Annotated in this window: 10 protein-coding genes; 3 read left to right on the forward strand and 7 right to left on the reverse strand. The window is 41.1% G+C overall.

Annotation, left to right across the window (positions count from 1 at the left end):
* Window positions 1-281 precede the first annotated feature (281 nt).
* Entirely contained in the window at window positions 282-413 is a 132-nt protein-coding gene (locus tag CWB65_RS20170; protein ID WP_283240435.1) for a hypothetical protein, read from the forward strand.
* Between the two features lie 139 nt (window positions 414-552).
* Here CWB65_RS20170 and CWB65_RS08355 read toward each other — a convergent pair whose 3' ends face one another.
* The 6 genes from CWB65_RS08355 to CWB65_RS08380 form a co-directional block, all read right to left on the reverse strand.
* Complete coding sequence (locus tag CWB65_RS08355) at window positions 553-2829, reverse strand: DEAD/DEAH box helicase (RefSeq protein ID WP_138740398.1); 2277 nt, start codon at window positions 2827-2829, stop codon at window positions 553-555.
* Complete coding sequence (locus CWB65_RS08360; RefSeq protein ID WP_138740399.1) at window positions 2823-3533, reverse strand: hypothetical protein; 711 nt, start codon at window positions 3531-3533, stop codon at window positions 2823-2825. The genes CWB65_RS08355 and CWB65_RS08360 overlap by 7 nt, the downstream gene beginning before the upstream one ends.
* A gap of 883 nt (window positions 3534-4416) precedes the next feature.
* A complete protein-coding gene (gene gcvP / locus CWB65_RS08365) occupies window positions 4417-7308 on the reverse strand; it encodes an aminomethyl-transferring glycine dehydrogenase (protein WP_008127674.1) in 2892 nt (963 codons plus the stop codon).
* A gap of 155 nt (window positions 7309-7463) precedes the next feature.
* The gene (gcvH, locus tag CWB65_RS08370; protein ID WP_008127672.1) at window positions 7464-7853 is read right to left on the reverse strand and encodes a glycine cleavage system protein GcvH; all 390 of its coding nucleotides are present in this window, start codon (window positions 7851-7853) and stop codon (window positions 7464-7466) included.
* 205 nt (window positions 7854-8058) lie between these two features.
* Window positions 8059-9141 (reverse strand): glycine cleavage system aminomethyltransferase GcvT, encoded by a 1083-nt coding sequence (gcvT, locus tag CWB65_RS08375; RefSeq protein WP_006794101.1) that lies wholly within the window; start codon window positions 9139-9141, stop codon window positions 8059-8061.
* Between the two features lie 93 nt (window positions 9142-9234).
* Entirely contained in the window at window positions 9235-9834 is a 600-nt protein-coding gene (locus tag CWB65_RS08380) for a hypothetical protein (RefSeq protein WP_006794100.1), read from the reverse strand.
* Between the two features lie 126 nt (window positions 9835-9960).
* Here CWB65_RS08380 and CWB65_RS08385 point away from each other — a divergent pair, with 126 nt between their 5' ends.
* On the forward strand, window positions 9961-10806 hold the full coding sequence (locus CWB65_RS08385) for a LysR family transcriptional regulator (protein WP_008127667.1): 846 nt from the start codon (window positions 9961-9963) through the stop codon (window positions 10804-10806).
* A 197-nt stretch (window positions 10807-11003) separates the two neighbouring features.
* A complete protein-coding gene (locus CWB65_RS08390; protein WP_008127664.1) occupies window positions 11004-13160 on the forward strand; it encodes a TonB-dependent receptor family protein in 2157 nt (718 codons plus the stop codon).
* 131 nt (window positions 13161-13291) lie between these two features.
* Here CWB65_RS08390 and rlmB read toward each other — a convergent pair whose 3' ends face one another.
* A complete protein-coding gene (gene rlmB, locus CWB65_RS08395) occupies window positions 13292-14035 on the reverse strand; it encodes a 23S rRNA (guanosine(2251)-2'-O)-methyltransferase RlmB (protein WP_006794097.1) in 744 nt (247 codons plus the stop codon).

The raw sequence follows: 14035 nt of genomic DNA on the forward strand, positions 1-14035 counted from the left end.
CGAAGGCTTGCTTGCTCAATGCAGTATAAAAAATACTTAAAGTCGTCATCGCTCAAAAAGGTATTTTCGTGCCCTCTTCCACGATTCATCACATGATAAAACGCATTCTCATACTCTATTCGCAACGGCCTAGACATAGCAATTCACTCCATAAGCAGTAAACTATAAATCTAGACCTTTGATGTATGAAGTCAAGATTTGACCCCTTTGGTGCTTTGATGTCTGAAGTCAAGACTTGACCCCTTTGGTGCTCAGGTGGAAATAAAATAAAGCTAATTCCCATGTCTAAAAATAGTTTTTACTACCCTAATTCAAATAACTATTTAGTCATTGAAAAAAACAGCCAAGGGACATTAATAATGAAATATTTTAGTGGGTTAGCAACCACCCCCACTGAGGCAATTAAAATTTAAGATAATTATAATGAAGCCTATTCTGATTTATCTATTTTTAATGTCTGAAGTCAAGATTTGACCCCTTTGTTTTGAGGTTAGATATCAAGATTCTAAAACTGTGGCCAAAATTAGTTGACCACTACATGGCTACTTTAACTTATGGCAGATACCAGTCTACAAGTTCCCTTACATTATTTGGGGAACCAATAACATCTGGCTTAAACAAGATATTCTCTTCAGAGATAGATTTTACATACATTGATATTTCTTTAATCTCTTCTGGAGGGAATCCATACCGTAGCAACAATGTATGAACAGTATCGTTAGTACCGTACTTTAATAGTTCTACCATCTTTAACGCCTTGCTAACTTTAGTATGATTATAATAAATACTAAAAGCTCCGATAAGCACGTCTGATAAAGAAAATGAGATTACCGTATCCAAATAATCGTAGGTATCAAATACGACTGCATCGTAACTCACGTCCTTAGATTTTGTATTTTTAAACAGTGGATATTCATTAAATAGCCCACTATCTGGTAGTTTATTCGCAGGCTGAGTGAAGTTGGCATCCAAGTTTTGATTTTTGCCTCTATTTGAAATGTAGCTATACCTTATTCCTACGATTTCCTTAAAGCTGCGTCCCTGAATCAAATGAAAAAATATTTCGATTGCAGTATCAAAGACGTTCTTCTCTCCAGAAAGTAAAGCTCTACCTAGCGAGATTTCATAAATAGCCCTTAGACAGTCTTTTGTAACTAGCCTATTTTCTCTATTCTCCCTGCCAAACAGCTTTGCTCCAAATCCATCTTCATACATAAAATATAGAACTGACTCCATTAGCTCCTGAGTTTCTCTCGTTGAAAGCCTTTCCACTTTAGTTAAAGGAAGATTCATCTCCTCATCAAATGTACCTTCGATTATTGAAGAAATTAGCTCTCTTTCATCATCCAAACCTTCTATATCTTGTTCGAGAAGCGACTCTTCAGATAAAGTAAATGATGTATTTAAACGCGATGAAAGTAATATAGGATTCTTTGTATATACATAACCAAAATCAAACACTGCCCTCTTAGAAAGTCGTCCACTACGTCCTATTAAATTTTTGAATGCTAGTGCTTTGTCTTCTTCATCACCACCTTGCATTCTCATATTGTCCAACCAAACAACATCGAATGGCATGTTGATCCCTTGGGCTAATGTACTAGTAGCAAAGCAAATCTTTGCATGACCCAGCCTGATAAATTCTTCAATCAGGAATCGTACTTCAAGAGGTACAGAACCATGATGAATGACAACCCCTTTTCTTAGCAAACTAACAAGATTAGAACGGTGGTCTTGTTCATTTGCTCCAATCAACAATTCAACCTCTTGAATTATAGATATTGCGGATTCATCTTCAATTAAGCCAAATCGGTCGACATACTTCTGAAAGTCGTCGATAAAGTCTCCCCGATATAAAGATGCTTTGGAAACAAAAACTAGTACTGTATGGCTACCGTCGAATGCTACTTTCTCAAACTTTTCATTTAGTTGAATACTACTTTTCACATGGTGACCTTGCTCTTTATACGGCGAGAAATAGTAGTCTTTCTTATTACTGTGACCAAATACAAATGCTTTACCAACTGTATTATGAGGGTATGACCGAGAGTATGCCTGATTCTCGTCTAACGCATGCTTCTTCATTTGGGCGTCAGGGTTATCTACAAAAGGATGCGCAAATACTAGTTTTGCTTCTGGATAGGCAACCTTAACTCGCCTAACTAGAACATCAAAAATGACCCCTCTTTCAGCCTCTTCTGATACTTGAGCCTCATCAAAAAAGAATAACGATATACTCAATTTGTCTTTATGTGCAAAAATTTCTCTAGCTCGCTCAGGGGTAAGAACGAAAATTCGTCTCAACTTTCTGCTTGTAAACACACAATCAACAAAGGATGAGATCATAACCTGCTTATTGTCTCTAAAACGCTCCCTTAAGGTCGCCATATACTCAGCAATAAGTGCTCGAGATGGAACAACGATTACGCTATCTTCTTCTTGCTCAAAAATATAATCCCTTAGAGAAAAAGACTTACCTGCACTGGTTGGCGCTGATATTGAGGTGTATTGGTTTTCTTCTACCGCTAATCGCACACTCGCTTGGACTGGGGTAAGCCATTCACCAAATCTTTTTTTGTTTTCTCTTCCAATCCCTGCTAATAAAAAAGAATATAAGTCTGTTGGGTTCTCATCTTTATAAAATAATCCAAGAACTGACAGCACCTTAGGTTCAAAGCTTTTAAAAACTTCATAGTGAAATAGTTTGTAATAGGTTAACGCCTGTATGACTTCACGATCCACAGGCCCATCTTTATGAAGTGTTTCTATTAATAAGCTAACACTAACTTTCGGGCAAGCATCTGCCTTAATGCTTCTAATATCTAACATACAACAACTCCAATAACGTAAGCACATTGAACTTTTTCAAACAGTCCAGACTCCTGAATGCTTTTTATTGCATTATCCATTATTGAATCGTGATTCTTTGAGTTTATAGAAAATGCAGCTATGGCACCAAACTTGTCATCATCCAAATTCTCTATAGATTTTTGGGACGCTAAATTGACTAAATGTGCCCGATCCCTAAAATGTTTTTCTTCATTAATGAAGCCTTCTGCTTGTGGTATTGCTTTACCATGGGGATTTACACTCCCAGAAAATTTTGCCTCACCAAAGTTTATTAGCTGTTTTGTACACTCAGTGTGGAAATCAAAACCTTCATTTTGTTTGATCTGAGGTTTCCATATCTCGGCGATAGGTAGTTCTATATGATCAAAGATAACTGATAATGAACGCGCTGAACTGATAGAAACCATAACTTCGCCAAACTCAGCACCTAATTGATGGTCATCAGAAAACTTCTTAAAGATCTCCACCAAAGCATTAGCGGTCTCTCTTGCTGTATGCTCATAAGTCCTTCTGGTACCTTTATCTAGATCAAGCATCCATGAAGAATCAAGCACTGCCGAAGTTAGTTTTTCAGAGATCTTGTCTAAATCGGAAATAGCCACAATACATGCTTTAACGTTACTGCCATCGTGGTAACGAGAATGAGTACATCCCCATTCTTTATCAATTTTGTCCAAATGCATCACCTAACCAATCTGTATAAAAAGTTGCTTCAGAATTTAAGCAACAACCGCCCAAAAATCCTTTTTTCAGTAGTGCCTGTTATTTTGTCTAAATATACTATTGATTTAAGAATTAAATAATTAAGACAGCTATTATAAAACTAACTGGTTGGATTTTTTGGGAAAAGGGTTACGTTACAAAGCATGAAAAAAGTGGAATATGAATATAAATAAATTGCTTGATCAGTTTATCTACTTTTCTTCATCCTTGAATGCCAACTTTCATGAGTAGCCAGCGTTTCCCTAACTGTACATACAATAACCTATATTTACTGTAATTTTCAATGTACAACCCCTATTCAATTGAAAAATATAGTTTTGTAATAATTCGAAGGATCAAGTTTTACTTTTTACCTAGACCAATTATTAATCATCAATCTCACGTTTAACACCCTTCCCCCGTCATCACGCCCTGAAAATAAGCAATTGATGAGTAATGCATTTCATGGATGAAATGAAAGCTATGCTTGCACATGGATGTGCTTTCATGGCGTTTACGTTCACATCAATTGTGATTTGAAGGATTAAGCGTGATGCTCGGGTGCGCTGAGAGTGTCCAGAGAGGGACCAGCGGCAGCCCCTCTTTGGCTGCCGTCGCCAGCGCGACAAAACCTTGAATAAGGTTTCTAATCCCTCAATGATCCAAAAGCAAACGAATATGCGCCAACAACAATTAAACACCTTTTGGGCTGCGCCCAACACGCCAGCAAGCTGTGCGTCTACAATGCTTAAACACACACAAAAAAACCGTTGCATTGCTGCAACGGCTTTTATAATTTTGATAAATTCCCAAACTATAATGGAACTTACTACCCATTAAAGTTCAAAAAATTAGTCTCTACTCTTAGTCGCGATAAGTCTCTACCGCTGGGCATGAACATACTAAGTTACGGTCGCCGTATACATCGTCTATACGTGTAACCGTTGGCCAGAACTTGTCTTTAGCTACCGAAGGCACTGGGAATGCAGCGTAAAAACGGTCGTACGCGCGGTCCCATTCGTTGCCAAGTACGTCAGCTTGTGTATGCGGTGCAAACACAAGTGGGTTGTTTTCGATTGACCATTCGCCAGAGATTACTTTATCAATTTCGCCTTTGATTGACACCATTGCTTCGATAAAGCGGTCTATCTCGCCTTTTGACTCAGACTCAGTTGGCTCAATCATTAGCGTGCCCGCAACTGGGAACGACATAGTGGGTGAGTGGAAGCCGTAATCTTGCAAGCGCTTAGCTACGTCCATTTCAGTAATGCCTGACGCTTCTTTTAATGGGCGTAAGTCAACAATACATTCGTGCGCAACGCGATTGTTACGGCCACGGTATAAAATTGGGAAGTGCTGGCTTAACTCGTGCGTTAAGTAGTTAGCGTTCACAATCGCCATTTCAGTGGCTTGTTTTAAGCCCTCTGACCCCATCATGGCAATGTACGCCCATGAAATAGGTAAAATAGCGGCTGAGCCGTAAGGCGCTGCGGATACGGCACCGTTGTTAATGTTTGTACCTGGTACGTTAATTACGCTGTGGTTTGGCATAAATGGCGCAAGGTGCGATTTAACACCAATTGGGCCTACACCTGGGCCGCCGCCACCGTGTGGAATACAAAACGTTTTGTGCAAGTTTAAGTGCGATACGTCTGAGCCAATAAAGCCCGGGCTTGTTACACCCACTTGCGCGTTCATGTTTGCGCCGTCCATGTAAACTTGGCCGCCGTGCTCATGAATAATGTCGCATAGTTCACGAATGGTTTCTTCGTAAACACCGTGGGTAGATGGGTATGTGATCATGGCACACGACAGGTTTTCAGACACGTCTTCAGCTTTCGCTTTTAAGTCTTCCATGTCGATGTTGCCGTTTTTATCACAGTTAACCACAACAATTTTCATGCTCGCCATTTGTGCCGACGCTGGGTTAGTACCGTGTGCTGAGCTTGGAATTAAACATACGTTACGGTGTGCATCCCCTCGTGACTCGTGGTATTTACGAATGGCAATTAAGCCTGCGTATTCACCTTGTGCACCCGAGTTTGGCTGAAGTGAAACCGCATCGTAACCCGTAATGTTAACTAGCCAGTCGTGTAGCTCGTTAATCATTATTTGATAACCTTCTGCTTGGTCTAGCGGGCAGAATGGGTGAAGGTTTGCAAACTCAGGCCATGTAACTGGGATCATCTCAGCGGTCGCGTTTAGTTTCATGGTGCATGAACCTAACGAGATCATTGAGTGGTTAAGCGCTAAATCTTTGTTTTCAAGGCGCTTAATGTAGCGAAGCATGTCTGTTTCGCTGTGGTAGCTATTAAAGTTTGGATGCGTTAATACTTCGTCATCACGTACTAGACTCGCTGGAATAGAGTCGCTACCGTTTGCTTCAATATCGGCTGCAATACTGTCTACGCTTACGCCATGGCCTTCACCTAGTACAATATCAAATAGCTCGGCAACGTCTGCACGGGTTGTGGTTTCTGAAACCGAAATTGAGTATTCGCCGTCGTGGTTTGTAGCAAAGTTAACGCCTTTGGCAAGAGCACGTGCTATTACGTCATCTTTATTGTCGCCAACAATTGTTAACGTATCAAACCACGTGCTGTGCTTAAGGGTGATGCCTTTGGTTTTTAGGCCTGCAGCTAAAATATCAGCAAAGCGGTGTATACGTTGCGCAATAGTTTTTAAGCCTTGTGGGCCATGGTACACCGCATAAAACGCCGCCATGTTGGCAAGTAATACCTGCGCTGTACAAATGTTTGAGTTGGCTTTGTCGCGGCGAATATGTTGTTCGCGCGTTTGCATTGCCATACGCAGTGCGTCGTTACCTAAACGGTCTTTAGATACACCAATAATACGCCCTGGTAATGAACGTTTGTATGCGTCACGTGTTGCAAAAAATGCAGCATGTGGACCACCGTAACCCATAGGTACACCAAAACGCTGAGCCGAACCTAATACTACGTCTGCGCCTAGTTTACCCGGTGCTTTTAATAGTAATAAACTCATAATGTCGGCAGCAACACAGGCAATGGCTTTTTTACTTTGAACGCCAGCAATTAGGTCGGTTACGTCAACTATTTCGCCCGATGTAGATGGGTATTGGAATAATGCACCAAAAATGTCGTGGTTAACGGCATCGGCCGCTTTACCAATAATGATTTCAAAACCAAACTGCTCAGCACGGGTGCTTACTACGTCGATAGTTTGTGTGTGTACGTCGTCGGCAATAAAAAAGGCATTGGCTTTTTTAGCTTTAGATACGCGTTTTGCAAGGCCCATTGCCTCGGCTGCAGCGGTTGATTCGTCAAGTAACGACGCGCTTGCTAAATCAAGGCCGGTTAAATCTAGGGTCATAGTCTGGAAGTTTAGTAATGATTCTAAACGCCCTTGTGCAATCTCTGGCTGATACGGCGTGTACGCTGTATACCAACCCGGGTTTTCAAGTACGTTACGTAAAATTACGTGCGGTACATGTGTTGGGTGGTAGCCTTGGCCAATGTACGATTTGAAAACTTTATTTTTGCTTGCTACTGATTTTAAGTAGTTTAGTGTTTCAACTTCAGTACGGCTTTCGCCAATGCTTAGCGGTTGCTCTAGGCGAATGTTAGCCGGTACAGTTTGATCGATCAGCTCTTGTACACTCGATACTTCAAGAGCGCTTAGCATATCGCTTACTTGCGCTGGGCTTGGCCCAATATGGCGGCGAATAAAATCTTGCTTTTGCTCTAACTGTTCAAGAGATTTGGCGTTTGACATGTGTCCAGATTCCTATGATCCTAAATACTAATGGGTAACTAGTATTGATTAAAATATATGATGATTTGGCAACTTACTGGGTATGGGTAATAAGCTGTAAAATCATAAAAGCCCCGATTGTTTACTCAACATGCGGGGCTTTAGACAAAAAGTGATTACTCTTCGTCGATAGTGTGCGAGTAGCCTTCAGCGTCTAATAGGTTGTCTAGCTCAGACACATCAGATGCTTTAAGACGGAATAACCAACCTTCGCCGTACGCGTCGTTGTTTACTGTTTCAGGTGCGTCTTCTAGCTCTTCATTAATAGCAATCACTTCACCACCAATTGGTGCGTAAATGTCTGAAGCAGCTTTAACCGACTCCGCTACTGCACAGTCTTCGCCTGCGTCTACTTCGTCGCCTACTTCTGGTAATTCAACAAACACCATGTCGCCAAGTAGTTCTTGCGCGTGTTCTGTAATACCAACTGTAAAGGTACCGTCACCTTCGTCGCGAACCCACTCGTGTGAAGAAGCGTATTTTAATTCAGTAGGGATATTGCTCATTATCTTGTTCCTTTGGTTATGATACCAATCAACTTAAATATCTAGCCACTCTAGCGGTCTAAATAAAGCGCTAACATCGTTATTAATTTCTTAGGTAGAACAACTACATATCAAAATTAATGCCTTGTTATCACTCTATTTATCCGTCGCTATAAGTGATTAATAACTCAACATGATTGGTATTATTGGGTGATAACACCAAATTTTAAATTATTGATTTACCGTTACGTACAAAGCTAGGCTTCACTACTTTAACGTTAACTAATTTTTTGCGCATTTCTACTTGAGCAGTGTCGCCTGTTGAACGTGGTACACGTGCAAGGGCTACACTAAAACCAAGTGTAGGTGAAAAAGTACCTGAGGTAATAACCCCTTCTCCACCGTCAACAATTACTTTTGAACCGCTACGCAATACGCCTTTTTCTTCAAGTACTAAACCAACAAGCTTGTCGGTGCTTTTTTCAGCGCGTTGTTTAACCAGTACGTCACGGCCAATAAAGTCACGATCTTCTGGTTCCCATGCAATGGTCCATGCCATGTTAGCTGCAAGTGGCGATACGCTTTCGTCCATATCTAGGCCGTAAAGGTTCATACCTGCTTCTAAACGTAGCGTGTCACGTGCACCTAAACCAGCTGGCGCAACACCTGCGTCTAGCAGTTGTTGCCATAAATCGGCTGCTTGGTCGTTTGGTACTACAATTTCGTAACCGTCTTCGCCAGTATAACCCGTTGTAGCAATAAATAAATCACCCACTTGAACACCAAAAAACGGCTTCATGCCTTCAACTGCAGCTTGTTGCTCTGCATTTAAAAGCGTGCCTGTTTTTTCGCGTGCGTTAGGGCCTTGCACTGCAATCATTGCAAACTCTGGGCGCTCAGTCACTGTAACGGCAAAATCGCTCGATACATTAGCTAAATGCGCTAAGTCTTTTTCGCGCGTAGCCGAGTTAACCACTAAGCGGTAAAACGTTTCGCTGAAAAAGTAAATAATAAGGTCGTCAATTACGCCGCCTTGCTCGTTAAGCATGCCGGTGTAAAGTGCTTTACCTGGGACGGTTAATTTAGCCACGTCGTTTGCTACAAGCTTACGTAAAAATGCTTTAGCTTGGTCGCCTTCAATATCAACAATAGTCATGTGTGATACGTCAAACATGCCTGCATCGTTACGCACTGCATTATGTTCTTCTATTTGTGAGCCGTAGTTGATTGGCATTTCCCAGCCATGAAAATCAACCATTTTTGCGCCCGCTTCTAGGTGCTTAGCATGGAGTACAGTTTTAGAAGTCATAACATTCCTTCACGTTTTAAATTAACCCTTAATGGGCGTGGCTTAAATTAAAAACAGGCAAACATTATTATGTTTACCTGTTGGTTGTTTTTGTTATGCGGCCTGGTTTTGCATTACTGCAAAACCCTGCGTTTGCATATAGCTTTGCCATTTTTGTAGCTCTGGCGCTTTAGCTATGAGCACAAAATGCTGCTCATCTTTGTTATCAATCGCGGTAATAAATACCTCACCGCTTTGCGCACCGTAGCATAGTTGTGCGTCAGATAATCGCAAACCGGGTGTTAATTTAAAGGCGTCAACTAGCGTATCAAAGGCGTTTTCGCCGCTTAAGGTAAAGCTAGTTAGGTCGGTACGAATAACGTAGTCAATATCAAAACGAAGCTGTTGTTCGTTTATAAGTGACTGTAATTGCAGGCTTGCGCTGTGAGGTAATACAAATCGAAAAGCGGTTTCGCTAAAATAATACACGGCGTAACTAAAGTCAGAATAAAAGTCGCCATCTAATGTGCCTTTTAAACCTAAACCGCTGGCCGTTAATTTTGTTAAATCGTGGCCTAAAATACTGCTTAAAAATACAGAAGCTTCGCTGCCGCTAAAATCCATTACAACTGTGCTGTTATTTGCTTGCAAAGCGTTTATAACCGCGCTGTTAGCGTTGCTGTGGCGGGCAAACATTATTGGGTTAAAAGTCATAACAAACACCTGTGTATTTTTAATCTTAAAATTATATTGCGCGGGGTCTGTAACAACAAATTGTAATTATTTATCAATTGATAAATAATACTTATATATGTAGCCACATAAATTGTAATTTTAAATATGAAAAATATATCAACCGACAGTTTACGCACCTTTGTAATGATTGTAGATGTAGGCGGATTTGCCAAAGCCGGCGACTTTTTGGGGCTTTCGCAACCTGCGGTAAGCTTACAAATAAAGCGTTTAGAAGATGTATTAGGCTATAAATTATTTAAAAAGCAAGGCCAGCGCCAAGTACTAAACCAGTACGGCGAACTATTATTGCCTATGGCAAAACAAATGATGCAATACAACGATGCCATTTTGCAGCAATTCACGTCAGAGAGCATTACCGGAAAAGTACGTTTAGGCATACCTAGCGAATTTGCTGCGCGTATACTCCCTTCTATTATTGGCGACTTTGTGGCGCTGTACCCAGAAGTATCGCTCGAAGTTAAATCGCGATTAAGTAAGCATTTGCTATCGGCTTCTAGGCAAGACCAATTTGATCTAGTGCTTGCGCTAAACGAGCAACTTACCTCAAGTAAATTTCCTATTTTTATGCAAGACCAATTGGTGTGGGTGGGTGATTTAAACCAAGCAAAAAACCAAGTGGTTACCTTAGTAACCGCGCCAGAGGGATGTATTTATCGCCGCCGCGCTACCGATGCGCTTAAAAATGCCGGCATAAAATACCGTATTGTATATAGCAACGCCGACTTAACGGGGCTTATTGCGGCATTAAAAGAAGGGCTTGGTATAACAGTACTGGCAAAAAGTACCGTACCCAGCGAGCTTAATTACCAAGTACACACTAAACACTTACCGGCACTGGGCAACATTGGTATTAGCTTGGTTAAAAGTTCAGGGGAGTCAGAAAATGCGGTAGATAAGCTTGCTGAGTTTATTGCCCTGCGTTTAGGCTAATAAAACACACACTCAACTTTATACTTAGCTTCACGATAACAAAACAATACAAAAGATATAAAAAAGTTAATTAAGTTACATAATATATGTTTTTAGTTCTAAAAAAATGAATAGTTTTATACTTAATAATATTGATTCTCATTCGTTAACGTGTTCAAATTACGCCAATTTAGATAATCAACGTGATTAGGACAAAAATGAACCCTAAGTTTTTAGTATCTACTCTTACAACTGCGGTTGCTTTGTCTTTTACAGCCACTGCAATGGCTAAAGACACCAGCGATAAAGAACAACGCTTTGAACAAATTACAGTTATTGGCTCACAGCAAGCTATAAACGACATTCCTGGTTCGGCTACTTTTATCTCTGACGAAGAACTTCAAAAATTTGAGTTTACCGATATTTCGCGTGTTTTAGCGTCTGTTCCGGGTGTTTACGTTCAAGAAGAAGATGGCTATGGCCTTCGCCCTAACATTGGTATGCGCGGTACTGGTACCGGCCGTAACGATAAAATTTCTGTAATGGAAGACGGTGTATTAGTCGCACCTGCGCCTTACTCTGCGCCTTCTGCTTACTACTTCCCTACTATGGGTCGTATGGAAACAATTGAAGTATTAAAAGGTGCTGCCTCAGTTAAGTACGGTCCTCGTACTACAGGTGGCGTTTTAAACTTACTTTCTCGTAGCTTACCAACCGAGCCAAATAGTTCTAAAGGTATGGTAGATGCAGCCCTTGGTAGCGATGGCTACTACAAAGGTCACGCATACTTTGGTAAAGAAAAAAACAACACGTCTGGCTTGGTTGAAGTATTTACCTACGGCGCAGACGGCTTTAAAGAGCTTCCTGTTGGTAGCGATAATACGGGCTTTGAAAAAACTGATTTACTATTAAAGTTTGGTCATACGTTTGGTAAAAACGATGCCCACAATATTGAGCTAAAAGTAAAATATTCTGACGAAACATCAGACGAAACTTACATGGGCTTAACTGACGAAGATTACAAAGCAAACCCTAATCGCCGTTACGCTGCATCGCAAAACGATGAAATGAACACTCGCCACAACGCTTACCAACTAAACTATGCGTACCGTTTTGGTGAAGGCTACGAATTACTTGCAACCGCTTACCTAAACGATTTTCATCGTAACTGGTATAAAGCAAGCAGTGTAGGAACAAGCACGCTTGAGCAATACAGCGACTTTGAAGCAAATCCAACAAGCGAAGGTATTGAAGGCATTGGTGTTAAAGCTAACAACCGTGATTACCAAGCAAAAGGCATTCAGTCTGAATTACATATTCCTGCAGGCGATCACTACATTACTGTAGGTATGCGTTACCACGAAGACGAAATGGATCGTTTCCAATGGCAAGACACATACACGCTTAATCAAGACCTAAGCATGACACTTACATCGCAAGGTGTACCTGGTTCAGATAGCAACCGTGTAGACAGCGCAAAAGCAAGCACGTTATTTGTTCAAGACGAATGGACACTAGACGCGTTAGTTATTAATGCAGGTCTTCGTTACGAAGACATTACCATTACGCGTGAAGAATGGTCTAAATCAGATCCAACTCGTAGCAATGGCTTAACTAAAGATATTTCTAACGATACTGAAATTTTAGTGCCATCGTTAGGTGCTACTTATACACTTAACGACAACGTGACGTTACTTGCGGGTATTCAAAAAGGTTACGCTCCAGCGGCACCGGGTAATGCTGACCAAGAAGAAGAAGAAAGTGTAAACCTTGAGTTTGGCTCTCGCTTTAATATGGATGGCTTTAACGGTGAAGTGATTGCGTTTTTCTCTGATTACGACAACATGCACGGTAACTGTACTGCTGCTGTGGGTTGTAGCGACGAAAATATTGGCGACCAATACAACTACGGTGAAGTAGAAGTATCGGGCTTTGAATTTAGTGCGGGTCGTACTTTTGCAACAGACGCTGCGCAATTTCCAGTTAAATTAACGTACACATACACTGACTCTGAGTTTAAAAACACATTTGATTCAGAAATTTGGGGCTCGGTAGAAAAAGGCGACGCAATGCCTTACGTACCTGAAAATCAAGTTGCTTTATCGTTAGGCGCTGAGTTTGCATCGTTTGTTGTTAACAGCCAAATACGTTACGTATCTGATTCTCATGCCGACCTATCTGACTCAGGCTTAAACGCAATTGATAGCCGTGTAGTATGGGATTTAGCTGCTAAATACTTAATCGACGACAACCAAAAAGTATACTTAACGGTTGATAACCTGTTTGATAAAACGTATATAGCTAACCGTGCTAATGGCGGTATTCAGCCAGGTAAGCCTCGTAGTATTCAAATGGGCTACACATACAGCTTTTAAGTAGTAGCTGAGTAAAACGGCTCGTTAACTAAACCGTTTTACTCACACCATACTAAGCAAATAGTAGATACAAAAAAGCCGAGATTATTTAATCTCGGCTTTTTTAATGCTTAGCTTTAAACTAACGCAATTTAATTATTTGCGTTACGTTGGCGTAATACTTCAAATAAACAAATACCGGTTGCAACCGATACGTTTAAGCTAGACACCGACCCTGCCATTGGAATTTTAACCAATACATCGCAATGCTCACGCGTTAAACGGCGCATCCCCTCACCTTCTGCGCCCATAACTATGGCCATTGGGCCTGTTAAGCTTGCATCAAATACATGCGTGTCGGTTTCGCCTGCTGTGCCAACTACCCATACGCCAGCATCTTTAATTTCACGAAGCGTACGTGCGAGGTTAGTGACTTGAATAAGGGGCACTGTTTCTGCTGCGCCACACGCTACTTTTCGTGCTGTACCGTTAAGCTTTGCCGACTTATCTTTAGGAACAATGATCGCATGTACGCCAGCGGCATCTGCACTACGCAAGCATGCACCTAAGTTATGCGGGTCGGTTATGCCATCAAGTACGAGTAAAAATGGAGTTTCTTCACGCGCAATGATCACATCTAAATCTTTTTCGTTGTACGTTGGCGCCGCTTTTACGTTAGCAATAATTCCCTGATGCTGCTCGTCTTTCGACTTGTTATCAAGTGCTTTACGCTGCATAAATTGTACTGAAATACCAAATTTACGTGCTTCATCAATAATCGGTGTTAAGCGTTTATCATCACGGCCTTTAAGGGCGTAAATTTCTAAAAATCGCTCAGGCTCTTTTGCTAAAATTGCTTCAACAGAGTGAAAGCCAAAAATTAATTCATTACTCAC

It is taken from the genome of Pseudoalteromonas sp. S554 (assembly GCF_005930865.1).
Lineage (GTDB): Bacteria > Pseudomonadota > Gammaproteobacteria > Enterobacterales > Alteromonadaceae > Pseudoalteromonas > Pseudoalteromonas marina.